We start from the raw sequence: 24,762 nt of genomic DNA, 5'->3' as shown, positions 1-24,762 counted from the left end.
CACCGGGGTCGGGGTGGGCCGTCAGCCGCTTTCGAGGTCGGCCAAGCGCTGTTCGAGGGCGGCCACCCGGTCGCGCAGGGAGGCCACCTCGGCCTCCAGGCCGACGGAGCGGGCCTGCTTGCGGGCAATGCGGGGGGAGCGGCGGGCGCGGGCCTCGACGGCTTCGAGGGCGACCAGGCGCTGGGGGCCGTGGGGCCCGTCGACGACCTGGGACGGCAGCTCGCCGCTGCGGTACCAGGCCCGTAGGGCCGACCGGGACACGCCGGCGCGCTCCTCGGCCTCGGCCACCGTGACCCAGGTGGCGTCCTGGGCACCGAGGCCGGCCTCCAGCCGGGACAGCTCCAGCAGTTCGTCCCACGCGTCCATATCAGAAATATAGATCAACCATGGTCTTGACAGGGGTATGACAATAGGGCCATGTTCGAGCGGTTCACCCCCGAGGCCCGGGCCACGGTCGTGCTGGCCCAGGAGCAGGCCCGCGGCCTAGGCCACAACTACATCGGCACCGAACACGTCCTGCTGGGGCTGCTGGCCGCCCCCGGCTCTCCGGCGGCGAGCACGCTGGCGGCCGTCGGGGTCGACGCCCCAGCCGTGCGGGCCGCCCTGCTGGCCGCCGCCGGCCGGGGCGAGAGCCACCCCACTTGCCACATCCCGTTCACGCCCAGGGCCAAGAAGGTGCTCGAGCTGTCCCTGCGGGAGGCCCTGGCCCTCCGCCACCGCCACATCGGTGCCGAGCACATCCTGCTCGGGCTCGTGCGCGAGGGCGAAGGGCTGGCCGCCGAGGTGCTGGCCGGGCAAGGAGCCGACCTGGCGGCCCTGCGCCAGGAGGTCGCCACCCGCCTGCCCGCGCCCACCGGCCGGCCCGGGTGGCGCCCCAGTTGGCGCCGGCCGGCGGCGTCGATGGCGGCCATGACCCCGGGGGCGGCCCAGGTCGCCGAGCGGGCCACGGTCCGGGCCGCGGGGGCGCCCGTCGCCTCCCACCACTACCTGCTGGGCCTGCTCGACGACGACCAGAGCCTGGCCGCCCGGGCGCTGGCCGAGCTAGGGGTCACCCGCGACGCCGTGGAGGCCAAGGTGGCCGAGCTGGGCACTGCCGGCACGTCCGACCACACCGCGGTCTCCTGGGGGGCGCTCAACACCAGCCTGGAGGCCGAGGGCGACATGCTGACCGTCCGCCTCGAGGAGCCTGCGCTGGCCGCCCGGGTGCGCGACCTCTACGCCCGGCTCCAAGTCGAGGTGCTGCGGGGCCCGATGCTGCCCGGGTCGGAACGGCTGTGGCAGGCCGTCGTCGGGGCCGCCGGGGAGTCGGTGAGAGCGATCGAGGGGTTCACCCGGGCGCCGGGCGAGTGGGCGCGCCCGGGCTGGGCCGAGGCCGATGCCGCCACCTACGCCGTCACCAGCCGGCCCGAGGGACTGGTCCCCCGGTTCTGGCTGGCACCGGGTGTCGACCCGGCAGCCGTGCGGGCCTTTCTGGCTGGCTGGCTCCTGGCCGCCCTGGGCCCCGCCCTGGCGGCCACCGGGCCGGCGGCCGAGCTCTCGGTGGCCGTCAGCCGGGCGGGCGAGGGCTTCGCGGTCACGGGCTGGTCGTGCAGCCCCAGCCCGCCGGGCGAGGCCGGCGCCGAGGGGCGCTACTCGGCCGCCGACCTGCTGGCCGCCGCCCTCGACGACCTCGGCCCCCCCTCGACCCCCTAGCAGCACCGGGCCGGGGTGGGCCCCGCTCCAGTCCGCGGCCAACGTCCGGCCACAGCCTGCCAGCGACTACGGTCGGATGACCGTGAACGGGGGAGAAGTACGCCTGGCGGTGCCGGCCCAGCCCGAGTACCTGAGGATGACGCGCATACTCGCCGCGGGCGTGGCCAGCCGGTTGGGGTTCACCTTCGACGAGGTCGACGACCTTCGTATCGCCATCGACGAGCTGTGCTTCTCCTTGGTCGGCCCCGAGGGCCGGGAGGGAACGATCACCGTCCGCTACCAGGTCCTGCCCGACGGGCTGGCCGTCGAGGGCGAGGGCCAATTCACCGACGGCGCCCACCACGAGCCGCTGCTTTCACCGATGTCGATGCAGATACTGGGGGCCGTGACCGACGAGTGCCATCTCGAGCCCGGTCTCGAGGGCCCGACCTTCCGGCTCGTCAAGCGCCGCCGGGGGGGCTGAGCGGTGTCGATGGGGCCCGACGGTCGCGAGGAGCTCCGCCGCAAGTTCGAGGCCTACGCAGAGTCGCGCGACCGCACCCTGCGCGACGAGCTGGTCACCGCCCACATGGGCCTGGCCGAGTACCTGGCCCGCCGCTTCACCAACCGGGGCGAACCGCTCGACGACCTCATGCAGGTCGCGGCCCTGGGATTGCTCAAGGCCGTCGACCGCTTCGACCCGGGCCGGGGCCTGGAGTTCTCCACCTACGCCACCCCGACCATCGTGGGCGAGCTCAAGCGCCACTTCCGGGACAAAGGCTGGGCCGTGCGGGTGCCTCGCCGTGTCCAGGAGCTGCACCTGCGCCTGGGCAGCGTGATCAGCACCCTCTCCCAGGAGATGGGGCGGTCGCCCACGATCCCCGAGATCGCCGACGCCGCCAAGGTCTCCGAGGAAGAAGTGGTCGAGGCCATAGAAGCGGGCCATGCCTACCGGTTCACGTCCCTCGACGCGCCCGCGGGGGGCGAGGACGAGAGCGCCCTGTCGCACCAGCTCGGGGCCGAGGACCCCAACCTCGTCAACAGCGAGCACCGGGCCGCCTTGTCCCCGCTCATCGAGCGCTTCGCTCCCCGCGAGCAGATGATCCTCCACCTGCGTTTCTTCCAAGGGCTGACCCAGTCCGAGATCGCCAGCCGCCTGGGCATCAGCCAGATGCACGTGTCGCGGCTGCTGGCCCGCAGCCTGGCCCAGCTACGCGAAGACTCGGCGGGGTCCCTATGAAACCCGGCCCCCGCAGGGCCGCCCACCGACCGGAAAGGCGCGTGAGCACGTGAAGCTGACGCTGATCGTCAACCCCATGGCCTCGGCCTACAAGCCCAAGCGCCGGGCGGTGGTCGAGCAGGTGCTGGGCCAGCGCCACGAGCTCACCGTCGTGGAGACGGCCCGCCGGGGCCACGCCACCGAGCTGGCCCGCCAGGCGGCCCAGCAGGGGGCCGAGGTCGTCGTCGTGCTGGGCGGCGACGGCACCCTCAACGAGGCGGCCAACGGCCTGGCCGGCACGGGCACGGCCCTGGCCCCCTTGCCCGGGGGGTCGACAAACGTCTTCTGCCGGACGGTCGGGTTCGCCCGCAAGGTCAAGAAGGCGGCTCCCCAGTTGCTCGACGCCCTCGACCTCCCTCCCCGCCAGATCGGGCTGGGACTGGTCAACGGCCGCTACTTCCTGTTCCACGTCGGCATCGGCTACGACGCCGCGGTGGTGGCCAAGGTCGAGAAGAAGCCCGAGCTCAAGCGCAAGATCGGCCAGGCGGTGTTCGTCTACGCCGCCCTGGCCACCTGGTCGCGCGGCTACGACCGGCGCAACCCCCACCTGGCCGTGGTCGGCAGCGACGGCGCCCCGGTCCTCGACGACGGTTACTTCGCCATCTGCCTCAACTCCAACCCCTATACCTACCTGGGCGCCCGGGCCCTGCAGGTGGCCCCCGAGCACGCCGCCCTCGACGCCCCCCTCGTGCTCGTGACCCTGCGCACGATCAAGCTGTTCAAGTTCCTCCCCCTGCTGGGGGCCACCATGGCCAAGGGGCGCAAGCTGCGCACCAGCCCCCACGTCGACTACCGGCCCGAGCTGAAGGCGGTCACCGTCACCGCCGCCCCGGGCCGCACGGGTGTGCCCTACCAGGCCGACGGGGACTACCTGGGCGAGGCTCAGGAGCTGTCCTTCACCTGGGAGCCCGACCGGCTCCTGCTCGTGGCACCCTGAACACACAGGGTGAAGGCCGGAATAGAGAATTTGTACACATACCGCTTGCAGCAGTGAGCGGGGCGCGGGTAATCTTGAGCTTGGAACCCCGCAGCGCCCCGATCAGGTTTGCGGGTCTAACTTTGTGAATGTTTTCACAATCAGGTCTTCACAGGCAAGCTTGACTCGTGGGAGGGAACCGTGGCCCTGACTTGGAGCCGCACCTACGACTGGGACGTCGACGACTGGCGCCACCGGGCTGCCTGCCGCGACACCGACCCCGACCTGTTCTTTCCTATCGGGACAACCGGGCCGGCGATCGACCAGATCGAAGCAGCCAAGGCCGTGTGCCGGGCGTGCGACGCCCAGGCCCAGTGCCTCGAGTTCGCCTTGGCCACCAACCAGGAGGCCGGGGTATGGGGCGCCACCTCCGAGGAGGAGCGCCGCAAGCTGCGTAAGGCGTGGCTGGCCCGCCGTCGCCGGGCTTCCTGACCCGCTGAGCTCCCCCCTCTCCGGACCGGTGTCGGGAACGCGCCATTTCTGGCGCGTTTGGCACACCGGTTGGCGGCGTTAGGAGGGCTGACCGCGGGCCACGGCCAGGGGGATGGCCAACTCGAACGTCGTGCCGTTGTCGCTGCTGGCCGTGAGGGTGCCGCCCAGCTCGTTGACGAGGGTACGCACGATGGTCAGCCCCAGGCTGGTGGAACCGTCGATCTCGGCCATCAGGTCAGCCCCGCCACGGCCGTCACCGCCCAGGCCCACCCCGTCGTCCACCACCTTGAGGCTGACCCGGCTGGCGTCATGGTCGAGGCAAACCCTGACCGTCCCCTGGGAGCGGTCCTCGGGGAACCCGTGGCGCACGGCGTTCTGGAGCAACTCGGTCAGCACCACGGCCAACGGGGTGGCGACCTCGGCCCGCAACGCCCCGGCCTCGCCCTCCACGATCATGCGCACGTGGCGGTCGGGCGAGAGCAGGCCCTCCTCCACGAGGCGCACGAGGGGTCGGACGATCTCGTCGAAGTCGACCTCCTGGCTGGCTCCGGTGGTGGACGAGAGGGTCTCGTGCACGAGGGCGATCGAACGGATGCGGGCCACCGCGTCCTCGATGGCCTGGCGGGCCTCGGCCGACTCCAGCCGCCGGGCCTGGAGCCGCAACAGCGAGGAGATGGTCTGGAGGTTGTTCTTGACCCGGTGGTGCATCTCGCGGATCGTCACGTCCTTGGAGATCAGCAGCCGGTCCCGGCGCCGCAGGTCGGACACATCGCGCACGGCCACCACTGCACCTGCCACCCGGCCCCTCTCCAGCAGGGGGATGCACCGCACGAGCAGCACGACGTCGTTGCGCTCGATCTCCTCGGTGATGGGCAGCCCGATCGCGAAGGCGGCCCGCACCGCCGACTCGTCCATGCCGACCTCGGCCAGGCGGGCGTCACGGGCGTTGCCGTGCAGGCCCATGCGGTGCAGGGCGGACACAAAGTTGGGCGAGGCGTAGTCGACCCGGCCGGTGGCGTCGAGGCGGGCCACGCCGTCACCGACCCGGGGGGCCTCGTTGGACCCCGTGTCGTCGGCCTCGAAGGGGTACTCCCCGGCCGCGATCATGCGGGCGAACCGGTCGAAGATCTCGACGTAGACCCGCTCCAGCTCACCCGGGCGGCGGCCCACCGAAGGGGCCGACTCTCGGGTGAGGATGCCCACCAGCTGGTCCTTCCAACGAACGGGGATGCACTGCACGCTGGCTACCTCGCCCAACCTGACCTCGTCGTCGATGATCTGGCCCAGGCCCCAGGCCCGGGTCACGTCGGGACGCTCCCCGGGCCCGACCAGGCGCCCGACCTGGTCGTCGCGGTAGAGGGTCTGGCTGGTGGTGGGCCGCATCTGGCCCACCACCACGAACTGCCCAGGAGCGTCGCCGACGGGAGCCACCGGGACGAACAGCAGCAGGTCGGCGAAGCACAGGTCGGCCAGGAAACCCCACGACACGACGAGACGCTCGACGTGGGCGGCAGCGGCCTCGTCGAGCCCGGTCAGGCGGATCAGCTCAGAGAAGGAGGCCACCGGCCCATGGTAGGGACCGGGGGCGCCGGCAGCCGTCGGGATAGCCCAGCACCGGCCTCAGGCCCACAGGGACCGACCCAGCCGCAGCAGGCCGGCGAGGTCGCCGATGTCGTCGTCGAAGTAGGGGACGGAGACGACCACGTCGGGCGTGGCCCCCAGCTCGGCCCGTTGCTCGGCCTCCCGCTTGGCCACCACCGAGAAGTTGCGGTAGCTGTCGGCCACCTCCCCCAGCACCCGGGCCACGGCCTCGGGGGGCCCGACGTCGGGCCCCACGGCGGCGGCCAGGGCCGGGGCGTCGCCCGCCAGCCGTTCGGCCAGGGCGGCCAGGTCGGGGTCGCGGAGGTAGTCGGGCAGCACCTTGTTGAGCACCAGCGCCCCTGGGTGGAACTTCTGGGCCACCAGCTCGCGCAGGAACGCCTCCCCCTCGCGCAGCGGCGCGGGCTCCAGGGTGGACACGACCACGAACGTGGTGCGCCGGTCGTGCAGCAGCCGCTTGACGGCCTCGGCCCGCTCGCTGAACCCGTCGTACATCGACTGGAAGAGCAGGAAGAACTCGGCCACGTCCTCCAGGAACTGCGAGCCCAGGATGCGGTCGGCCACCTGGTAGAAGGGGCGGCTGGCCAGGGTCAGCAGCCGGGACCGGGCGGGCATGGTCAGCCAGCGCAGCAGGCGGCTGGCGAAGAAGTCGGCCATGCGGTCGGGGGCCTGGAGGAAGTCGGCGGCGTTGCGGGTGGGCGGCGTGTCGACGACGATCAGGTCGTAGCGCCCGGAGCTGTGGGCCTCGTAGAGGCGCTCCATGGCGATGTACTCGTGGCTCTGGACGAAGCGCCCGGCCACGTTCTGGTAGAGGGCGTTGGACAGGATGCGCTCGGCGGTGGCCGGGTCGGGCGAGTGGCGCACGACCAGCTCGTCCCAGGACTTCTTGGTGTCGAGCATGGCGGCCCACAGTTCGCCATGGGGTTGGACGCCGGCCTCCTTGAAGGCCTCGGGCGCCACCTGGCGCTCGACGTTGCCCAGGTCCCCCACGCCCAGGGCGTCGGCCAGCCGCCGGGCTGGGTCGACGGTGAGGACCAGGGTCTTGGCCCCCAGCGAGACGGCCGACATGGCGGCTGCGGCCGCGGCCGTGGTGGTCTTGCCCACGCCCCCGGAGCCGCAGCACACGACGATCTCCTTGGCCGCCATGAGCTGTTCGAGGGTGCGCTCGCCGTCGGCCATGTCAGTAACCCAGCTCGGCGGCCAGGGCGTCGGCCACCTGCCCGGTGGTCCGCAGCCCGTAACCGCGGGTGAACAGCTCGGGTACATAGAGCAGGGGGAGGTCGGGCCCCAGCTCGCGGCGCAGCATGTCCAGGTGCCCGGTGCGGCTGCGGCGCAGGGTCACGGCCAGGCGGGCGCCGTCGAAGACGGGCTGGAGCTGGCCCACCCGTCCCTTGGCCGCCCGGGCCAGCTTGCGGGCCACGGCCGGTTCCCGCAACCGCTCGAACACCTCTTCGTCGCTGTGGCTGAACAGCTCGGGCAGCACCCGGTTGACCACGACGGCGGCCACGTGGACGGGGGTCTCGGCCCGCACCCGGCGGACCAGGTCGACCGTCTCGCGCACCGGCATCTCCTCGGGCGTGGTGACGACCACGAGGGCGGTCTGGGCCGGGTCGGCGAGGATGTCGAGCACCCACCCCGTCTGGTTGCGGATGGCCCCCACCCGCACCAGCGAGTTGATGGCCTGGGGGGCCGTGAGCTGGCCCACGACGTGGCCGGTGGCGGCCGCGTCGGCCACCACGATGTCGTAGTGGCGTTCGCGCACCTCGTGGGCCAGCTTGCCCACGGTGAGGATCTCGCGCACACCGGGGGCGGCCGTGGCCACGAACTCGAAGGCCTTGGCCAGCGGCCCGATCTTGCTCACACCCGGTACCCGGAGCTGGAGGCGCAGGTACTCGTCGAGGGAGGCCTCGGTGTGCATGGCCATCCCCGACAGCCCGGGGAAGATCTGGCGGGGCTCGAAGTCGAGAGGGGCCGTCTCGAACAGGGCGGCCAGGTCGCCCTTGGCGTCGACCTCGCAGGCCAGCGCCTTCTTGGCGTGCTGGGCGGCCAGCAGCGACAGGGCGGCGGCCACCGTGCTCTTGCCCACCCCACCCTTGCCGGTGACGAACAGCAGCCGGCGGTCGAGCAGGTTCATCGGCTCAGAAGTTCATCGGTTCAGAGGCTCACCGGCTCACCGGCCCGGCTCACAGGGCGCTGAACCCGACCCTGCGGCCCTCGACCTCGGGGCCGACCTCGACCCAGGCGATCTTGGAGGTGGCCACGCCCACCCGGCGGCCCTTGCGGTCGGTCAGCCAGAGCATGGAGGCCTCCTGGCCCACCGACTCGGTCACCTGGTCGATGATCTTGGGCCCGTCCTGGTCGTCGGCCAGCTCGATCTCCAGCTCCTTGGGCGTGTAGATCATCCCGATCCGGATGTTCAAGTTCTCTCCTCTGGCTCTGTGACTACCGCGGGCTCGGCGGCTTCGGCCTGTTCGTCCCCCAGCGTAGGTTGATCTTCGGGGGCCGGCGCGTCCCCGCCTTCGTCCCAGTGGCCCCAGCGGGGCGACCGTCTCAGGACCAGCAGGTTGACTAAGGCGATGGTGAGCACGGCGATGGCCACCCACTGGCTGCCGGTGAGGCCGAACCGGCGCAGGTCCTCGCGCAGGAAGTCCTCGATAATGCGGGCGATCCCGTAGCCGGCCCCGAACGTCATGATCAGGAACCCCTCGAACCGCTTTCGCTTCTCGAAGGCGAGCAGGACCACCAAGATGATCCCCGCGAAGATCAGGTCGTAGAGGGCCGTCTGGTGGACGACGGCGCCGACCGTGCGGGAGGCGAACTCCGTCGGGGCGCACGGCGAAGCGGTGGCCACGTCGATGGGCGGGCACCGGTAGCCCAGGAAGAAGTCGGTGGTCTTGCCCAGGTGGTCGGCCACCACCAGGTCGCCGATGCGCCCGACCATGACCCCCAACGCCATGCCCGGGGCGGCCGAGTCCATCACCTTCCAGAACGAGAGCTTCGACTTCTTGATCTTCGGCATGGCGAACAAGATCGCCCCGAACATGCCGCCGATGAGCGAGATGCCCCCCTCCCACACCCGCAGGGCGTCGGCCGGCGACTCGTAGGAGCTGAAGTGGTTCATCACGTAGGCCACCCGGGCGCCGACGATGGCGCCGATGGCGGCCAGTGTGAAAAGGGGGTAGACGAGGTCGTCGGGGATCCCCCGCGCCCGGGAGCGGGGCAGCATGAACCGGGCGCCGATGAGAAAGCCCACGGCGATGCCGATCCCGTGGGGCGAGACGGTGAGCGGGCCGATGTCGATGTCGACGATCGGCGTGTAGGAGATGGCCCCGAGCATTCAGTTCTTTCTACAGCCTCGGCCGGCTCAACTGATACGCAGCTCGGGGCGGTAGACCCGGGTCGGGCCCAGTTCCCCGATGCGGCTGGCGATGGCCGCGAACGCCTGGGAAGCCTCCCCGCCGGGGTCGGTCACGGTGACCGGGGCCCCGGTGTCGCCCCCCTCGCGCAGGGCCGTGACCAGGGGCACCTGGCCCAGCATGGGAACGCCCAGCTGCTGGGCCAGCAGCTCGCCGCCTCCAGACCCGAAGATCTCGTAGCGCCGGCCGTCGTCGCCGGTGAACCAGCTCATGTTCTCGATCACGCCCCGCACCGCCAGGTTGACCTTGCGGGCTGCGTAGGCCGACCGCTGGGCCACCCGCTGGGCCGCCGGCTGGGGCGTGGTGACCACCAGCACCTCGGCCCGGGGCATGAACTTGGCCATCGACAGGGCCACGTCCCCCGTGCCCGGGGGCATGTCGATGAGCAGGTAGTCGGGCTCGCCCCACAGCACGTCGGTGAGGAACTGCTCGAGGGCCTTGTGCAGCATGGGGCCCCGCCAGATCACGGGCTGGTCGTCGGGCACGAAGAAGCCGGTGGAGATGACCTTCACGCCGTGGCCCACCGGGGGGACGATCATCTGGTCGATGACCACCGGCTCGTGGTCGATGCCCAGCATCTTGGGCACGGAGAAGCCGTAGACGTCGGCGTCGAGGATGGCCACCTCGTGGCCGAGCCGGGCCAGGGCAATGGCCAGGTTGACGCTCACCGACGACTTGCCCACCCCGCCCTTGCCCGACGACAGGCCCAGCACCCGGGTCTTGGACGACGGGTCCGCGAACGGCAGCACCACCTCGGGGGCACCCTCCCCCCCGCCGTGGGGATGAGCGTGGCCGGCCTGGCCGTGGCCGCCCTGGACTTTCTGCTTGACCTGGGCCCGCTCCTCGTCGGTCATGACGGTCAGCTCGACCGACACGCTCTCGACGCCCGCCAGCGGGCCCACGGCTTCGGTGACCCGGCGTTCGATCTCGGCCCGCAGCGGGCAGCCGACCACCGTGAGGGCGATCGTGACGGCCACGGCGCCCCCGTCGATCCTCACGTCGCGGACCATGTCGAGCTCGACGACGCTCATCTGGAGCTCGGGGTCCTGCACCGGTCGCAGTGCGTCGATGACCTGCTCGCGGGTGACCATGCAGTGGGGCTCCTATTTCTCCTACGTCCGTAGTTACAATATCGAGATGGTGGACGCTCCCCTACCGCTGAGACCGCTGGCGTCGCTGACCGCCGACGAGTTCGCGGCCGGGGTGGCCGCCGCCACCGCCGCCTTCGGCGATCCCACCCGCCGCGAGATCTACCTGTTCCTGCGCCACGCCGACCAAGGCGTCACCGCCGGGGAGGTGGCCGAGCGCTTCGAGCTGCACCCCAACGTGGCCCGCCACCACCTCGACAAGCTGGCCGCCGGGGGCTACCTCGACGTCGGGGTCGAGCGGGTCGAGGGCTCCGGCGCGGGCCGGCCGTCCAAGCGCTACCGGGCCACGGCCAAAGAGACCGGCCTCGAGTTCCCGGCCCGCCGCGACGACCTGCTCATCACCCTGCTCGTGCGGGCCTTGCGCCTGCTCCCGCCCGAGACGGCCGAGGAGGTGGCCGAGCAGGTGGGCATCGAGTACGGCGAGGCCCTGGCCCACTCCATGTCCCCGGGTGACGGCCACCGCTCCTTCCGGGTCTCGCTCCATGCCGTGGCCGACGCCCTCACGGCCCACGGCTTCGCGGCCCACGCCGAGCCCCGGGGTGGCTCGCTGGCCATAATCGCCGAGCAGTGCCCGTTCGGCGACGCCGCCGTCCAGCACCCGTTCATCTGCGCCGTCGACCGGGGCATCATCAAGGGCATGCTCGGCACCCTCTACGGCGAGACCGTCCCCGAGACCGAGGCCTCCCGCCCCCAGGGCGACCAGATCTGCGTCACAGTCGTGTAGCGGCGCGGGCCTGCCTGCCCGCATAGGCTGACCAGCGCCAGGGGGCGGTCCCCGGCACGGCACGGAGGGCGGCCCCCATGAGGCGGTTGCGGCATTCACTAGCGGTCCTGGGCGCGGTCCTCTGCCTGGCCACGGTCCCCGTGCCGGCCGCCGCGGGCACGGCGGCGGCGGTCGTCGCCTGCAGCATCCCCCTCGACGGCGACCCGCGCCTCGGCCCGTCCGACCTGCCGACGACCGGGCCGGTGGCCATCATGGTCAGCAACTGGCGGCGCTTCGGCGACCTGTCGTCGGCCGAGTTCCTCCATCGTTATTGGGACGCGGCGGCCAACGACGGCCGCGGGAGCTACATCTTCCCGCCCGACGACGGCTATTACCGGGCGGTGATGGTCGCGGGCTCGCTCCCGGTCGGCACCCAGGTCGACCGGTTCGGCAGCGAGTTCGGGTCGTTCCTGGCACCCCGGTTGACCCGCTACCAGCAGCGGGCCATCCCGCCGCAGAGCCTGAACACGTTCGACCCGGCCTACCCGTGCAACTACCACACCTACCGGGTGGCCAAGCGGTTGCCGGTACGCCTCGGGCCCATCGCCCCGTGGTTCGAGCAGATGGGCCTCGGCCTGCAGTACCAGCTCGACGCCAGCCTCCTGCCCGGGGCCCCGGCGCCGCTGAGCGTGCTGTGGCTGGTCGACAACGGCTACCTCGATCGCACCAACTGAATGGACACGGCCGCCTTGCGGGCCGCGCTGGTGGGAGCGGGCGTGCCCGATGGGATCTACGAGATCGCCGGTACCCACGAGCCCGTTCCACCCGCGCCCGACTTCCTGTTCCTGCGCCCGGGGCCGGACAGCTGGGAGATCGGTGTGTTCGAGCGGGGGGCCCACACGGTTGCCCGCCGGTTCCCCTCCGAGGACGAGGCCTGCCACGCCTTCTTCGCCATGCTCACGGGGAGCCGCTGACCGGCGGGGCGGGACGCGGGACGTAACCTGAAAGCCGTGCATCGGCTGTCGCGGTCGTGAGCCGGGCTTACCTCGACCACGCGTCGACATCGCCGGCCCGGCCGGGGGTGGTCGAGGCCATGTGGTCGTGGCTGGGGTTCGCGGCCGACCCCGGGCGAGCCCACCACGAGGGCCATGAGGCCCGGGCCGCGGTGGAGCTGGCCCGCCAGCAGGTGGGCGACCTCTTGGGGGCGCGGCCCCGGGAGGTGGTGTTCACCAGCGGGGCGACCGAGGCCATCGCGGCCGCCGTGTGGGGCGCCGCCGGGCGGGGGCCCCATCAGGTGGTCACGGCCGTGGAGCACTCGGCCGTCCGGGACGCGGCCGCCCGCCATGACGTGACGGTGGTGGCGGTCGACGGGCTGGGCCGGGTGAGCCCGTCGGCCGTGGCCGCGGCCGTACGGCCCGGGGAGACCGCAGCCGTACACGTCCAGTGGGCCAACCACGAGGTCGGCACTGTCCAACCCGTGCGCGAGGTCGTGGAGGCGTGCCGGGAGCGGGGAGTGCTCGTCCACGTGGACGCGGCGGCGGCCGCGGGCCACGTGGCCGTCGACTTCGCGGCCACCGGGGCCGACCTCATGTCCGTCTCGGCCCACAAGCTGGGCGGTCCCCAGGGGGTGGGCGCCCTGGTCGTGCGCCGGGGGCTGCGGCTCGAGCCCCTCCTCGTCGGCGGCCAGCAGGAACGGGGCCGGCGGGCGGGCATGGAGAACGTGGCCGGGATCGTCGGGTTCGGGGCGGCCGCCGCCCACATCGCGGCCGGGGGCCTGGAAGCCGAAGCCGAGCGCCAGCTCCAGTTGACCGGCACCGCCCTGGCTGGCGCCCTGGCCGTCCCCGGGGTGGTGGCCTATGGGGACACGAGCCCCGGGGGCCGCCTCCCCCACATCGTGTGCCTGGGGGTCGAAGGCGTGGAGGCCGAGGCCGTCCTGCTGGGCCTCGACCAGGCCGGGGTGGCCGTCCACTCCGGCAGCGCGTGCTCGTCCGAGTCGCTGGAGCCCTCCCCGGTACTTGAGGCCATGGGCGTGGACGCGGCCCGGTCCCTACGGGTATCGGTGGGGTGGTCGACCACCGAGCAGGACGTGGCCGCGTTCGCCCGGGCGCTGCCGGCGGTGGTGGGCCGGCTGCGCTCGCTGGGGCGCGCCGGTGCCGAAGGACGGCCGCGGGCGTAGCATTACGGGCATGTCCGCCACCGACCACACCACCACCGATGACGTGTACTGGCGGGGCGTCCACCACCTCGCCCTGGTCACGTCCGACATGGACGCCACCGTCCGCTTCTACCACGGAGTGCTCGGTGCCCGGCTGGTGATGACCATCGCCACGCCGGCCTTCAAGCACTACTTCTTCGACATCGCCCCGGGCAACGCGCTGGCCTTCTTCGAATACGTCGGCGAGCCCATCGAGCAGTTCTCCAAGCCGGCGGGCGTCCCCTTCCCGCAGGCCAGCCAGTTCGACCACTTGGCCCTGGGCCTGGCCGACGAGGAGGCCCTGCTCCGCCTGCGCGACAGGCTGAAGTCCCACGACTGCGAGGTGACCGACGTGGTCGACCACGGCACCCTGCGGTCGATCTACTTCACCGACCCCAACGGCATCGCCCTGGAGGCGTCGTGGTGGACGGCCGACGCCACCGGTCGGCCCGTCGACTACGGCGACGACCGGTTCTTCGCCGACCCCGACCCGGTGCCGGCAGTGCGCGAGCTGCGCGCCACGGGCCGCCTGGAGTGGACGCCCCGCACCACGCTGGTCAGCGAGGTCACCAAGGACCTGTACAAGCTGCCCACCGGCGATTGACGAACGGGAGTTGACGCCCGGCGAGGGAGGGATCGCCGCCCACTTCCGGCGGGCGGTGGCCGACGCCCCGGGCAAGGTCTGGCTGGTCTTCGGCGACGAGCAGTACACCTACGCCGAAGCCCTGGCCGAGGTGCGGGCCGCGGCCGCCGCCCTGGGGGAGGCGGGTGTCGGCCCGGGCGACCGAGTGCTGGAGGTGGCCCCCAGCACGCCCCGCACGGTGTTCACCTGGCTGGCCCTCATGGAGCTGGGGGCCGTGCAGGTGCCGGTCAACCCGCGAGGTACCGACGAGGAGCTGGCCGGCTTCGTCCGCCAGGTCGAGCCCCGGCTGGTCGTGACGCCGTCGGGCCCCACGCCGGGCACGGCCGGGACGGCGGTGGTGGCCGTCGAGGACTTGTTCGGGGTGCCCGCCGGGGGCGATGACGACGGCCCCGCCGACGTGAGCCCGGGCGACGTGGCCGTGATGATCCCCACCTCGGGCACGACCGGCCGCTCCAAGTTGGTAATGCAGACCCACCGGGCTTACGTGATGGCGGCCGAGGGCTTCCCGTGGTGGCTGGGGCTGACGGGCGACGACCGCCTGATGACCTCGCTCCCCCTGTTCCACATCAACGCCCCGGCCTACTCAGTGTTGGGGTCGATGGCAGCCCGGGCCAGCCTCGTGCTCCTGCCGTCGTTCTCGGCGCGCGGGTTCCTCGACAGCGCCCGCCGCTACGGGGCCACCCAGTTCAACGCCATCGGGGCCATGGTCGAGATCCTCATGCGCCAGCCCCCCCGGCCCGACGACGCCGACAACCCGGTGCGCCTTTGCTACACCGGGCCCTCGCCGGACAAGGAGCGCCACCTGGAGATCGAGCGCCGGTTCGGCTGGGAGGTCACGTGCGGCTACGCCCTGTCCGAGACCCCCTACGGGCTCATCTGGCCCCGCGGCCAGCGCCCCTACGGCACGCTCGGCGCTCCCCGCCAGCACCCGGTGCTGGGCCGGGTCAACGAGGCCCGCGTCGCCGCTGACGGCGAGCTGGAGCTGCGCAACCCGGCGGTGATGGCCGGTTACTTCGGCATGGCCGCCGAGACGGCCGAGGTGCTGGTCGACGGCTGGCTGCGGACCGGCGACCTGGTCACCGACAACCACGACGGCACGTACACGTTCGTGGGCCGCAAGAAACAGGTGATCCGCCGGCGGGGTGAGAACCTCTCGCCCGCCGAGGTCGAGGCCGTGCTCGAACGCCACCCCGAAGTGGCCGAGGCGGCCGTCGTGGGGGTGCCCTCCGCCCTGTCGGAGGAGGACGTCAAGGCCTTCGTGGTGCCCGCCCCCGGGGGGCGCGGGGTGGACATCGCCGGACTGCGCGAGTTCGCGGCGGCCCGGCTGGCCGGCTACAAGGTCCCCCGCTACTTCGAGGTGGTGGACGACCTGCCCCACACCGCCACCGGCCGGCTGGCCAAGCACATGCTCCCTACCGGGCGTACCGAGAAGGAGGTCGACATGGAGGCCGATCAAGGCCCGCACGCCCGTGCGGCGACCGGGCCCCGCTCGTGGATCGGGTCGGCCACCGCCGAGTCGATAACGGTGGGCGGGCGGGACCTGCCGGGCGAGGTCATGGGCCAGCTCACCCTGACCGAGTTGGCCTACCTGCTCGTGACCCGCCGGGCCCCGGCCCCGGGCCAGACCCGGCTGCTCGACGCCGTGCTGGTGTCGCTGGCCGACCACGGCCTCACCCCCTCGGCCATGGCCGCCCGCCTCACCTACACGGGCGCCCCCGAGGCACCCCAGGCGGCCGTGGCCGCCGGCCTGCTGGGCGCGGGCAGCGTGTTCCTCGGCCCCACCGGGGACACCGCCGAGATGCTGGCCGCCGCCCTCCGGATGGGCGGGGCGGGCGGCGCGGGCGGGGAGGCCGCGGGCGGCGCCGGTGGGGAGGCCGCGGGCGGGGCGGGTGGGGCGGGTGGGGAGGCCGCGGGCGGGGCGGGTGGGGCGGGTGGGGCGGGTGGGGAGGCCGCGGGCGGCGCCCGTGGGGAGGCCGAGGGCGGGGACTGGCCCGATGACCAGGCGCTGGCCGGGCTGGCCCGGGAGGTGGTGGCGGCCCGGCTGGACGCCCGCCAGCGGGTCCCGGGGCTGGGCCATCCGCTGCACCGGCAGCTCGACCCCCGCGTCCCCCGGCTGTACGCACTCGCCCGGGAAGAAGGGCTGCTCGGGCCCCACATGCGCCTGCTGGAGGCGGTGGCCGCGGCCTACGCGGAGGCGACGGGCCGGGCCCTGCCCATCAACGGGGCGGGGGCCGCGGGGGCGGCCCTGGCCGACCTGGGCGTCCCACCCGGCAGCGCCCGGGGCTTTGCCCTGATCGCCCGTACGGCCGGCCTGGTGGCCCACCTGGCCGAGGAGGCGTCCGACCCCATCGGCCCTTCTCTGTGGGCCGACCTCGACCGCCGGTCCGCCCCCCCCACTAGCCCACCGTGAACGAGACCGGGGCGCTGGCCGACGTGCCGTCGATCGACCGCCAGCACACGTTCCACGTCCCGGGTGGCCGGCCGACCGGCCCGCCGGTGACGGGGATGAACCCGGTGCTGCTCGACATCCGCACTGTCGCGTTCACGGCCTGGAGGTTGCGGCTGCACGTCAGGTGGGCCTCGGCCTCGGGAGGGGCCGTCACCAGCCGGTAGGCGGTCGAGGCCTTCAGGCCCGTGCCGTAGAGCGAAATGGCTGTCGGCGAGGGCCCCGAGGCTGAGGCCGCCCCGTCGCGGTACCACGTGAACCCGATGACCTCGACGGCCGGCACGTCGCTGCTGCGGGCGATGCGGCGCACCTGCCCGCCCCCGGCGTAGGTCGTGTAGTAGAGGGCCTGGGTCGACCGGTAGGGCCCGAAGCGCAGGTGGACGGCCGACCCGCCCCCCAGCCCGGTGGCGAAGTCGACCCGGGTAAAGCCACCGCTCCCGTCCGGGTCGAGGCGGAAGATGCGCCCGCAGACGTAGTCGGCGAACAGGTACTTGCCGTGGTACTCGGCCGGCCACAACCCGTCGGGGACGAACGCCCCGCCGGTGATCGAGCGGCAGCCGTCACCGTGGCCGTAGGCGTAGACGGGGTTGACCATCCCGGCAGGCGGCAACCCGCAGTCCGACGTGGACCCCCGGGCGCAGGGCCCTTCCCGGACGTTCCACCCGTAGTCGGCTCCGGCGGTGGCCAGGTTGACCTCCTCCCAGGTCGACTGGCCCACGTCGTTCACGTAGAACCGGGTGCCGGCGTCGTTGGGGTCGAAGGCCATGCGGAACGGGTTTCGCAGGCCCCAGGCGAACGTCTCCTGGCATTTGAGGCCGGCGGCCACCACGCCGCTCTGGTGGCACCGGGCCGTGCCCGGGCCCTGGAACGGGTTGGTGGCCGGGACCCCCCCGTCGCGGTCGACGCGCAGGACCTTGCCGACCAGGGCGTGCTCGTCGCGGGCGGCGTCGTTGTTGCCGCCACAGCCGCTGGGAGTGCCACCGGGGTAGTCGCAACCGCCGTCACCCACGCTCGCGTAGAGCAGGCCGTCCTTGCCGAAGTCGAGGTCGCCGGCGTTGTGGTTGCCGGCAGGCGAGGGGATGTTGTCGATGAGCACGACCTCACCGGCCAGGGTGTCACCGTCCATCACGAACCGCGACACCCGGTTGACCGTGGTCGAGTCGCACACAGCCGTCTTGCGGAACGAGTAGTACAGGAACACGTAGCCGTTGGAGGCGAACTCGGGGTCGACGGCCACGCCCAGCAGGCCGCGCTCGGAGTTGGAGCAGATCTGGCCGGACAGGTCCAGGGCCGCCGTGGGCATGAGGGTCTGGTCCTTTATGACCCGCACGGTGCCGCCCTGGGTCGTGACCAGCATGCGGCCGTCGGGCGTGAACGCCAGAGCCGTCGGGGCCCCGACCGATGCCACGACATCGTCCCGGAAACCGGCGGGCACGGCCGGCAGGGGCGGGGCGTCGGGGACCGGGCCCGCCTGGGCAGTCGGCGCCATGGCGGTCGCCATCGTCGGGACCAAGACGCCCGGCCCGGCGGCCAGGGACACGGCCAAGAGGGCCGCCGTCGCTCGCGACATCGCACGAGTGTGCCACGGGCGTCAGCCAAGCCGGCCCCCAGGGCAGGAGTCGGCTGCCGCGCCAGCGGGTAGGGTTCCGAGCAACTGCGGGAACAGGAGGCGGACATGCGCAACCTTCCACGGAGCACCCGGTGGGGATCAGCGGCCGCGGCGGCGGTGATGGCCCTGGCCTTGGCGGCGTGCGGTGACGACGACGAGCAGACGGCCCCGACGACGAGCTTCGTCCCGGTGCCCACCACTGCCGCCCAACCCATCACCACGACCATCCCGGCACCGGCCGCGCCGATCGGTGCGGTGGCCACCGGTGGCGGGGGCACCGCCACCCAAGCCGGGCCCGGCCTGCTCGCGCCTGCCGCGGGCGTAGCCGCGGCGGCGGCCGTAGCGGCCGGCGCGGGAGCGGCCTGGCGGCGGCGGGCGGCCGGGTAACCGGCGACCAGCGTTCGTCCTGGCGGGTTGACCAACCTGGGGATCGCCCGGGAGCCGCCCAGCGGCCGGACCGTGGGCCTACTGGTGGCCGCGGTCGTCGCCGCGTGTACCGCCCTGGCTGCGGTGATGGTCCGGGGCCCGGGACCGGCGGCCGCCACTTTGGCCGTGCCCGCGCCCGGGGCCGTGCTCGGTCGGGCCGGGCCGTCCTGGGCGGTAGTCGTCCCCGAGGGCCAGCCCCTACGGGTCCGGGCCCCGGCCATCGGGGTCTCGGCTGATCTCGTCCTCCTGGGCCTCAACCCCGACGGCACCCTGGAGGTGCCCGGCTACGACGACGCCGGCTGGTACTCGCTGGGGACGAGGCCGGGGGCGACCGGGCCGGCGGTGATCGCCGCTCATCTCGATTCGACGAGCGGGCCATCGGTCTTCCACCGGCTGGGCGAGCTCGATCCGGGCGACGCCGTCCACGTCGACTACGCCGAGGGCACGGTCACGTTCGTCGTACGGGGCTCGGGCTCCTACGAGAAGGACGCCTTTCCCACGGCCTTCGTGTACGGCCCGACGCCCGGCCCTGAGCTGCGCCTGATCACGTGTGACGGCTCGTTCGACCGCCGGGCCCGCAGCTACTCGGCCAACCTCGTCGTCTGGGCCGCCGCCGTCCCCACCTGAGGACCTGGGTAAAGCCGGCACTCCCATCGACCTGCGCGGGAATCGTGGGCGTTTCGCCCCCGGTTCCCGCGCGGGTTTCGTGGGGTGGCAGCCGGTGGGGCCGCTGCGATCAGGCCCGGCGGCGAGACCAGATGGCGGTGGCTGCGGTGGACGCCCCGGCGGCCGCCACCAAGACGGCGGCCAGCCCGATGAGCGGCGCCCGGCCCGCGCCGCCCCCGCCCCCCGCGCCGTCCATGCCGGGCGCACCCGCGGCGGCCAGCGGCGAGCCGTCCGGGGAGGCGGCCACGACTTCGCCGGCCGCGGCAACGGCCACGGCCGCATCGGCCCGGAGCCGGCCTTGGCATCCCTCGCCGCACGGTGAACCGTCGGCGGTCGACAGCAGCCGTTCGACAGCGACCGACGGCGGCAGGCCCTGGGCCAGCAGCAGGGCCAGAGCCCCCGACACGTGGGGGGCGGCCAGCGACGTTCCCGAGGACCAGCCGTAGCGCCCCGACCTGGCCGTGGACAGGACCCCGGCTCCGGCTGCCCGCCCGCTGCCCCCGGGGGCGACCACGCCCCACTTGGCGTTGCCCAGCGAAGTCGAATAACTCGGCACCCGGCCGTTGCGGTCGGTGGCCCCGACGACCACCGCGTTGAGGTCGCCGTAGTTGGCGCTGAGGCCCGCTCCGGCGGCCGCGCCGTCGTCGTAGTTACCCGAAGCCAGGACGGGGATGGCCCCCCGGCTCCAGGCGTACTCGATCCCCGAACGCAGGGGCGAACCGATCAGCGACGTCAGCCGCAGGTCGGGGTCACCGAGGCTGAGGTTCACGACCTTGGCCCCTCGCTCGACTACCCAGGCGATGGCGGCGTTGATGTCGAGGGTCCCCCCCCGGCCGTCGTCGTCCATGGCCTTGGCCACGATCAGCCGGGCCCCGGGGGCGACCCCCGCGATCCCCGTGCCGTTGCCGGTGCTGGCCGCGATCACACCGGCCACGGCCGTCCCGTGGCCGTGGCCGTCGCGGGCCGAGCCCTCCCGGCACGTTCCCCCCGTGCACGTGACTTGGGCCTCGATCTTGTCCCTCAGGTCCGGATGGCTGGCGTCAACGCCGGTGTCGACGATGCCCACCAGCACACCCTCGCCAGTCGACGCCGCCCAGGCGGCGGGCGCCCCGATCTGCTCCAGCGACCACTGGTCGCCGAAGAGCGGGTCGTCGCTGGCCCCCGCGGTAACGGCCGTGTTCATGGCGGTGACGGCCGTGACCAGGGCCACGGCCGCCACCACCAGCCGGCGGCAGGCCGGCTCAGTACTCACCGAAGTTGGAACCGCAAACCGTGAGGCCGTACGCGTCGAGCTTGGCATCGGCCGCTGTGACCAGCCGGACCATGTCCCGGTCGACAGCGATGAAGGCGGCTTCGTCGTCGGCCCTCACGGCCGCGATCAGCTCGTGGCCCTTGGCGTTCACCTGCTCCTGGGCAGCCAGCATGTCGGCCACGGCCGCTTCGTCGCCGGGCGGCACCGTGATCCCCTTGAGGTCGGCCAGGAGTTGGTCGGCGATGGTCGCGAACTGGCCGAGGAACCGGGCCAGGGCGGCCGGGGTAGCGCTCGTGGGGAAGGGGACGGCGTCCATCCTGCTGGCCGCCGACCGGCAGAAGCCCTCGGCCCGGGCCACGTAGGCCGTCTTGAGGATGCCGTGGCTGCCACCCGCCATCGAGTCGAACCCGGCCTTCATGCCCATCACGCAGCCCGTGAACCCGAAGGCGGCCGCCTTGGTCGACGCGTCCGCAAAGGCGGCCGACACCTCGTTGCTGGCGGCCACCGTGGCCCCGTCGTCGGACGAGCCGGCGGCCGCCCCGAGGCGCTCGACCGCGGCCCGGGACGAGTCGAGCGACACCAGGGCGGCGTCGAGCGCGGCACCGCCGTCACGAGGACGTTCGAGGTCGCGCAGGGCGGTGGCCTGCGTGCCCATGGCGGCAGCCACCGTGCCCGTGGCCGAGGCCAGCTCGGGGTAACTCGTGGGCCGGGTGACGGCCGCCACTTCGGCGTTGGCCGGAGCGCACACCTGCTCGGCGGACGCCACGTACTCGGCTTTGGACGGGGCCCGGTTGGCCAGAGTGAAGCCCACGCCCGTGCCCGCCAAGGCCAGTGCGCCAACCACCAGCCCGATGACGAGCGTCTTGCGCCCGCCCCGTTCGGGCGGGGCGCCGTAGTTGGAGGGGGCCGGCCCGGGGGTAGCCCCGAACGGCGGCGTCGCCGGGGGCGGATAGTAGGGCGGCGGGGCGGACGGGGGCGGAGGCTCCCAGGCCACAGCCCGCGAACCCGGGCCGGACGAGGGCATCGGCCCGGCCGGCTGGACCGGCACGGCGGCAGGAGCGACGGAGGGCGACCATCCACCTGGCGACCCGGCCTCGGCCGGAGCCCCCAGCGGACGGAACATGGGACGGGGCGAGACCGGCGGTACGGAAGGGATCCGGGCGTCGGTAGAGGAGGCGCCTTCGGGAGCAGCCGCTCGAGCCTGGACCGGCCTGTCGCTGGCCCCCGCTCGTCCACGGGTGCCGAGCCCGGCCTGACCACCGGCTGCCGCCGGCCCGTTGGACTTGGCGGCGGCGGCTGACCGGCTGACCCTGCCGGCGGCGGCCGACTTGGGGGCGGCGGACTTGGCGGCGGCGGCCGACTTGGCCGACCTGGTCGACTTGGCGGCGGCGGACTTGGGGGCGGCGGCCGACTTGGCTACGGCCGACTTGGCTGCGGCCGACCTGGTCGACTTGGAGGCAGCGCCGGCTGCGGCCGACCTGGTCGACTTCGTGGGCCTGGCCGCGGCGCCGGCCGACGTCGCGTTCGCGGGCCGTGCCGGTCCGGGCGCGGCCGCACCGCCGTCGGCCTCGGCCATCCGAGCGGCCGCCTCGCGGAGACGGTCCAGCGGGGATTGTGATCGTGAAGGGGAACCGTCTCTGCCGGTCATCCCGTCTTCGGCCATCGCCCTGTCCTCCTGTCGTCAGACTGCGCCGCGGAGGCGGGCGCCGCCGCTGTACGCCACGGCCGTCGGCCGCTCGGCTGTGCTTTCTTCACATCCGTTACTGCCCTAGTCGGCACATCGGCCGGCCAGGTTGAGCCAACCCCAGGACAACTCCGCCCCACAAACGGCCAAACCTGCGCGGGAATCGTGGGCAAAACGCCCACGATTCCCGCGCGGGTTTCGTGGGGTGGCGGCCGGGTCAGGTCCGGGAGCCGGCCCGCCGGCGGAGGCCGTAGACGGCGCCCGCCGCCACCAGGGCCATGGTCAGGGCGAACACCAGCGTCCCGATGGACGTGGCCGGTTGGGGGACGAGCTGGCGCTCCAGGAACAGCTCGGTGGGGGCCCAGACGTCCTCGCGGTACTCCAGAGCCGTCCGGGAGCCCTCCACGGCCTGGAGCTGGGTGCGGCCCCCGACGTCCTCGATGCGGGTGGCCATGGCCGTAGCCTGAGCCCGGATCACCGGTTCCCCGGTCCCGCTGATCATGTAGAGGGGGGCGTCGGTCGGGTCGACGTGGGTGATCGGGGACAGGTCGGCGTAGAGGTCGGGGCAGTCGGCCAGCCGGCACCCCACCATCGGGGCGACGGCCGCCTCGCCCTGCTCACGGGCCAGCGCGGCCAGGTCCATGGGGCCCGACCACGACACCGCGGCCCGTACCCGCGAGCCCTCGCTGCGGTCGCCCCGGCCCACCACCGCGGCCATCCCCACCAGGTAGCCGCCGAAGGACTCGCCCAAGGCGGCGATACGGCCCGGCTCGACCCGGTAGCGGTCGGCGTTGGCCCGTACCCAGGTGACAGCCACGCTCATGTCCTCGACGGCCGCGACCGCCCCCGGGCGGTAGTCGATGGTGAACGCCACCCACCCCTTGGCCGCGATCAACCGGGCCTCGCGGTCGAACACCTCACGCCCTCCGCCCCCGTGGACCAGCACGACCGCGGGACGCCGGTCGGTCCCCTCGGCCGCCGGCACGTAGGCGTCGAGCAGCAGCGGCGCCCCGCTGCCCTCGCCGTACTGAACGGCCCGGTTCACCTCCACGGTCACCTGCCCGGCGGCCGGCGAGACGGTGCCCACCATGACGGCGAGCACGGCCCCGACGGCCCCGACGACCGCCAGAGCCAACCCCCGCCGGTCACTCCCCCCAGACGGACGGGCGTTCGGCCTGGCGCCGGAAGTGGGCCGGGTTGGCGAACTTCTCGTAGTACTCCAGTTCGAGCCGCGAGACCTGGACCCAGAGGCCGGGGAGGTAGAACGCGTCGGTATGGGCCGGGAACCGCCCGTAGGTCTCGTAGAGGTAACGGCAGATCTCCTTGGTGTAGGCCACCGCCTCCGGAGGGTGCGGCGCCTGGTTGCGCAGGTAAGCGTCGGCCGCCGCCTGGTCCTTGTAGGCCTGGGCGAACAGCTCCTTGTCACCATAAACGCCGCCCGGGCCGTACTTGTCATCCAGCACCTGGTCGACGGCCGCGTCCATGTCCGTCACGTAGGGGGGGCACAGCCCCTCCAGCACGCCGTCGAGGCCCACGATGTTGGGCTGGGAGGCGGGCGCCGGGGGCCAGCGGGCGAAGCGGCCGGGCTTGGCCGGACCGTGCTCGCGAAAGCCCAGGCCCAGCAGGCCTTTGGAAGGGTCGCGCTTCCAGATGTGGGGCGGCAGGATGCCCGAGTGGACCCAGCCCCCCAGGCGCAGGCCCTCGGCCGCCAGCAGCAGGTTCTGCATGGCCAGGAAGGCCTCGTGGTCGGTGCGGGCCGATCCCACGGCGTTGAGGGTGATCGGGTTGTCCTTGCTGAAGTAGCCCTGGCGGACGCGCTTGACCCCCCCGATGGGCTGGTAGGGGATGTTGGGCGCCAGGCCCACCCACATGGCGGCCCACGCCAGCCACTCCATGGCGCCCCGGGGCGTGAACCGGCGGTAGTCGTCGATGAACAGGGGGGCGATGCCCTTGGGCTCCGAGGCCAGGATCAGCAGGGCGTTGATGTACTGGCGGGTGTTGTCGACCACGGGCAGGAACACGGTCGTGCCCGGGGCGTTGGAGTGCTGGCGGTTCCAGCCCAGGTAGTAGGGCCAGTCCCGGGGGAACTCCATGCGCCCGTCGTGGACCTTCTGCTTGACGGCCGCGGCCGCCGCCAGCCAGTCGTCCTCGCTACGGTCCTCCCACCGGGGCGGCACGCTGTTGGCCAAGTCGAGGGCCTCACGGCCCTTGAGCCGGCGGATCAGCCAGATGGCCTCGTCGTTGATCATGAAGAACGACGTCGCCTGGGCGTTGTCGGGGCTGCTGGCGGCCCGGGCCACGACGTTGAGGAACGGGCTGCCCAGCTCCTTCTGGGCCCCGAAGTCGGTGGGCCCGTCGTGCATGACGGCCCCGGTGACGCCGATCGACCCGATGAGCACCGCCTCCTCCAGAGGCGACAAGGGCGAAGGGGCGTTGGTGCTCTGGTGGCTGGCGTCACCGGCCGTGATCGAAACTCCCCGGGCCACCCGCCGGGTCCGCCGGTCTTGCAAGCAGGCCATCAGGGGGTAGGCGAACAGGTCGGTCAACCCGGGGTGCCCGCCGGCCGGGCCCTGTCCTTCTCTGGCGTCCATGGGCATCCGCCTCGCTAGCTCGTCCGT

Annotated in this window: 26 protein-coding genes; 14 read left to right on the top strand and 12 right to left on the bottom strand. The window is 73.1% G+C overall.

All coding sequences use genetic code 11. The features are described 5' to 3' along the window. Positions 1-21: 21 nt before the first annotated feature. The gene (locus tag AB1673_04020; GenBank protein ID MEW6153147.1) at positions 22-366 is read right to left on the bottom strand and encodes a helix-turn-helix domain-containing protein; all 345 of its coding nucleotides are present in this window, start codon (positions 364-366) and stop codon (positions 22-24) included. Between the two features lie 51 nt (positions 367-417). Between AB1673_04020 and AB1673_04015 the strand changes: the two genes are divergently transcribed. The 5 genes from AB1673_04015 (at position 418) to AB1673_03995 (ending at position 4,358) form a co-directional block, all read left to right on the top strand. Continuing rightward, entirely contained in the window at positions 418-1,692 is a 1,275-nt protein-coding gene (locus tag AB1673_04015) for a Clp protease N-terminal domain-containing protein (GenBank protein MEW6153146.1), read from the top strand. 82 nt (positions 1,693-1,774) lie between these two features. After that, positions 1,775-2,155, top strand: a complete 381-nt coding sequence (locus AB1673_04010; protein ID MEW6153145.1) for a hypothetical protein — start codon at positions 1,775-1,777, stop codon at positions 2,153-2,155. Between the two features lie 9 nt (positions 2,156-2,164). Next, positions 2,165-2,911, top strand: coding sequence for a SigB/SigF/SigG family RNA polymerase sigma factor (locus AB1673_04005; protein MEW6153144.1), 747 nt, complete (start codon positions 2,165-2,167; stop codon positions 2,909-2,911). 49 nt (positions 2,912-2,960) lie between these two features. After that, complete coding sequence (locus AB1673_04000; protein MEW6153143.1) at positions 2,961-3,887, top strand: diacylglycerol kinase family protein; 927 nt, start codon at positions 2,961-2,963, stop codon at positions 3,885-3,887. A 180-nt stretch (positions 3,888-4,067) separates the two neighbouring features. Further along, the gene (locus tag AB1673_03995; protein ID MEW6153142.1) at positions 4,068-4,358 is read left to right on the top strand and encodes a WhiB family transcriptional regulator; all 291 of its coding nucleotides are present in this window, start codon (positions 4,068-4,070) and stop codon (positions 4,356-4,358) included. 78 nt (positions 4,359-4,436) lie between these two features. Here AB1673_03995 and AB1673_03990 read toward each other — a convergent pair whose 3' ends face one another. Genes AB1673_03990 through AB1673_03965 form a run of 6 tightly spaced genes read right to left on the bottom strand, consistent with a single transcriptional unit; the run spans position 4,437 to position 10,464 of the window. Then, on the bottom strand, positions 4,437-5,921 hold the full coding sequence (locus AB1673_03990) for a histidine kinase N-terminal domain-containing protein (protein ID MEW6153141.1): 1,485 nt from the start codon (positions 5,919-5,921) through the stop codon (positions 4,437-4,439). Positions 5,922-5,978: 57 nt separating this feature from the next. Further along, a complete protein-coding gene (locus AB1673_03985; GenBank protein MEW6153140.1) occupies positions 5,979-7,136 on the bottom strand; it encodes an ArsA-related P-loop ATPase in 1,158 nt (385 codons plus the stop codon). Between the two features lies 1 nt (position 7,137). Next, positions 7,138-8,091, bottom strand: a complete 954-nt coding sequence (locus tag AB1673_03980; protein ID MEW6153139.1) for an ArsA-related P-loop ATPase — start codon at positions 8,089-8,091, stop codon at positions 7,138-7,140. 49 nt (positions 8,092-8,140) lie between these two features. Beyond that, positions 8,141-8,377 carry a DUF3107 domain-containing protein gene (locus AB1673_03975; protein ID MEW6153138.1) on the bottom strand — a complete coding sequence of 79 codons (237 nt, stop codon included), beginning with the start codon at positions 8,375-8,377 and terminating at the stop codon, positions 8,141-8,143. Continuing rightward, positions 8,374-9,294: a prolipoprotein diacylglyceryl transferase gene (locus tag AB1673_03970; GenBank protein MEW6153137.1), complete on the bottom strand. Its 921-nt coding sequence runs from the start codon at positions 9,292-9,294 to the stop codon at positions 8,374-8,376. The genes AB1673_03975 and AB1673_03970 overlap by 4 nt, the downstream gene beginning before the upstream one ends. 27 nt (positions 9,295-9,321) lie before the next feature. Further along, positions 9,322-10,464 carry an Mrp/NBP35 family ATP-binding protein gene (locus tag AB1673_03965; protein MEW6153136.1) on the bottom strand — a complete coding sequence of 381 codons (1,143 nt, stop codon included), beginning with the start codon at positions 10,462-10,464 and terminating at the stop codon, positions 9,322-9,324. A gap of 46 nt (positions 10,465-10,510) precedes the next feature. Between AB1673_03965 and AB1673_03960 the strand changes: the two genes are divergently transcribed. The 6 genes from AB1673_03960 to AB1673_03935 all read left to right on the top strand — a co-directional run bounded on the left by AB1673_03960 (position 10,511) and on the right by AB1673_03935 (position 16,471). Next, positions 10,511-11,245 (top strand): helix-turn-helix domain-containing protein, encoded by a 735-nt coding sequence (locus AB1673_03960; protein ID MEW6153135.1) that lies wholly within the window; start codon positions 10,511-10,513, stop codon positions 11,243-11,245. Positions 11,246-11,322: 77 nt separating this feature from the next. Then, positions 11,323-11,958 (top strand): TNT domain-containing protein, encoded by a 636-nt coding sequence (locus AB1673_03955; GenBank protein MEW6153134.1) that lies wholly within the window; start codon positions 11,323-11,325, stop codon positions 11,956-11,958. Then, complete coding sequence (locus tag AB1673_03950; GenBank protein MEW6153133.1) at positions 11,959-12,198, top strand: hypothetical protein; 240 nt, start codon at positions 11,959-11,961, stop codon at positions 12,196-12,198. A gap of 56 nt (positions 12,199-12,254) precedes the next feature. Further along, complete coding sequence (locus AB1673_03945; GenBank protein ID MEW6153132.1) at positions 12,255-13,400, top strand: cysteine desulfurase family protein; 1,146 nt, start codon at positions 12,255-12,257, stop codon at positions 13,398-13,400. A 10-nt stretch (positions 13,401-13,410) separates the two neighbouring features. Beyond that, the gene (locus AB1673_03940; protein ID MEW6153131.1) at positions 13,411-14,022 is read left to right on the top strand and encodes a VOC family protein; all 612 of its coding nucleotides are present in this window, start codon (positions 13,411-13,413) and stop codon (positions 14,020-14,022) included. 10 nt (positions 14,023-14,032) lie between these two features. Continuing rightward, positions 14,033-16,471 (top strand): AMP-binding protein, encoded by a 2,439-nt coding sequence (locus AB1673_03935; GenBank protein ID MEW6153130.1) that lies wholly within the window; start codon positions 14,033-14,035, stop codon positions 16,469-16,471. Here the strand turns inward: AB1673_03935 and AB1673_03930 are convergent. After that, positions 16,458-18,077 carry a PQQ-dependent sugar dehydrogenase gene (locus AB1673_03930; GenBank protein ID MEW6153129.1) on the bottom strand — a complete coding sequence of 540 codons (1,620 nt, stop codon included), beginning with the start codon at positions 18,075-18,077 and terminating at the stop codon, positions 16,458-16,460. The genes AB1673_03935 and AB1673_03930 overlap by 14 nt on opposite strands. Before the next feature lie 105 nt (positions 18,078-18,182). On the opposite strand from AB1673_03930, the gene AB1673_03925 reads away from it, so the two are divergent. Then, positions 18,183-18,503 carry a hypothetical protein gene (locus tag AB1673_03925; GenBank protein MEW6153128.1) on the top strand — a complete coding sequence of 107 codons (321 nt, stop codon included), beginning with the start codon at positions 18,183-18,185 and terminating at the stop codon, positions 18,501-18,503. Between the two features lie 27 nt (positions 18,504-18,530). Further along, a complete protein-coding gene (locus AB1673_03920) occupies positions 18,531-19,169 on the top strand; it encodes a sortase (GenBank protein MEW6153127.1) in 639 nt (212 codons plus the stop codon). 109 nt (positions 19,170-19,278) lie between these two features. Here AB1673_03920 and AB1673_03915 read toward each other — a convergent pair whose 3' ends face one another. Both AB1673_03915 and AB1673_03910 read right to left on the bottom strand, forming a co-directional pair. After that, positions 19,279-20,460: a S8 family serine peptidase gene (locus tag AB1673_03915; GenBank protein ID MEW6153126.1), complete on the bottom strand. Its 1,182-nt coding sequence runs from the start codon at positions 20,458-20,460 to the stop codon at positions 19,279-19,281. Next, positions 20,450-21,454 carry a hypothetical protein gene (locus tag AB1673_03910; protein MEW6153125.1) on the bottom strand — a complete coding sequence of 335 codons (1,005 nt, stop codon included), beginning with the start codon at positions 21,452-21,454 and terminating at the stop codon, positions 20,450-20,452. Before AB1673_03910 ends, AB1673_03915 begins: the two co-directional genes overlap by 11 nt. Before the next feature lie 283 nt (positions 21,455-21,737). Between AB1673_03910 and AB1673_03905 the strand changes: the two genes are divergently transcribed. After that, positions 21,738-22,232, top strand: a complete 495-nt coding sequence (locus AB1673_03905; GenBank protein ID MEW6153124.1) for a hypothetical protein — start codon at positions 21,738-21,740, stop codon at positions 22,230-22,232. 129 nt (positions 22,233-22,361) lie between these two features. Here AB1673_03905 and AB1673_03900 read toward each other — a convergent pair whose 3' ends face one another. Further along, positions 22,362-23,279: an alpha/beta hydrolase gene (locus tag AB1673_03900; protein MEW6153123.1), complete on the bottom strand. Its 918-nt coding sequence runs from the start codon at positions 23,277-23,279 to the stop codon at positions 22,362-22,364. A gap of 10 nt (positions 23,280-23,289) precedes the next feature. Continuing rightward, positions 23,290-24,735 (bottom strand): hypothetical protein, encoded by a 1,446-nt coding sequence (locus AB1673_03895; GenBank protein ID MEW6153122.1) that lies wholly within the window; start codon positions 24,733-24,735, stop codon positions 23,290-23,292. Positions 24,736-24,762: the final 27 nt, after the last annotated feature.

It is taken from the genome of Actinomycetota bacterium, from assembly GCA_040754375.1.
In the GTDB taxonomy this organism is placed as follows: Bacteria; Actinomycetota; Acidimicrobiia; order Acidimicrobiales; family AC-14; genus JBFMCT01.
The sequence above is the reverse complement of the archived record's forward strand: the minus strand, read 5'-3'. Positions and strand labels throughout refer to the sequence as shown.

What these genes read in the sequence shown, in the direction of transcription:
- AB1673_03970 (MEW6153137.1), bottom strand. Translation starts at nt 9,294, where the DNA reads ATGCTCGGGGCCATCTCCTACACGCCGATCGTCGACATCGACATCGGC.
- AB1673_04005 (MEW6153144.1), top strand. Translation starts at nt 2,165, where the DNA reads ATGGGGCCCGACGGTCGCGAGGAGCTCCGCCGCAAGTTCGAGGCCTAC.
- AB1673_04020 (MEW6153147.1), bottom strand. Translation starts at nt 366, where the DNA reads ATGGACGCGTGGGACGAACTGCTGGAGCTGTCCCGGCTGGAGGCCGGC.
- AB1673_03955 (MEW6153134.1), top strand. Translation starts at nt 11,323, where the DNA reads ATGAGGCGGTTGCGGCATTCACTAGCGGTCCTGGGCGCGGTCCTCTGC.
- AB1673_03960 (MEW6153135.1), top strand. Translation starts at nt 10,511, where the DNA reads ATGGTGGACGCTCCCCTACCGCTGAGACCGCTGGCGTCGCTGACCGCC.
- AB1673_03965 (MEW6153136.1), bottom strand. Translation starts at nt 10,464, where the DNA reads ATGGTCACCCGCGAGCAGGTCATCGACGCACTGCGACCGGTGCAGGAC.
- AB1673_03925 (MEW6153128.1), top strand. Translation starts at nt 18,183, where the DNA reads ATGCGCAACCTTCCACGGAGCACCCGGTGGGGATCAGCGGCCGCGGCG.
- AB1673_03930 (MEW6153129.1), bottom strand. Translation starts at nt 18,077, where the DNA reads ATGTCGCGAGCGACGGCGGCCCTCTTGGCCGTGTCCCTGGCCGCCGGG.
- AB1673_03980 (MEW6153139.1), bottom strand. Translation starts at nt 8,091, where the DNA reads ATGAACCTGCTCGACCGCCGGCTGCTGTTCGTCACCGGCAAGGGTGGG.
- AB1673_03985 (MEW6153140.1), bottom strand. Translation starts at nt 7,136, where the DNA reads ATGGCCGACGGCGAGCGCACCCTCGAACAGCTCATGGCGGCCAAGGAG.
- AB1673_03950 (MEW6153133.1), top strand. Translation starts at nt 11,959, where the DNA reads ATGGACACGGCCGCCTTGCGGGCCGCGCTGGTGGGAGCGGGCGTGCCC.
- AB1673_03895 (MEW6153122.1), bottom strand. Translation starts at nt 24,735, where the DNA reads ATGGACGCCAGAGAAGGACAGGGCCCGGCCGGCGGGCACCCCGGGTTG.
- AB1673_04015 (MEW6153146.1), top strand. Translation starts at nt 418, where the DNA reads ATGTTCGAGCGGTTCACCCCCGAGGCCCGGGCCACGGTCGTGCTGGCC.
- AB1673_03940 (MEW6153131.1), top strand. Translation starts at nt 13,411, where the DNA reads ATGTCCGCCACCGACCACACCACCACCGATGACGTGTACTGGCGGGGC.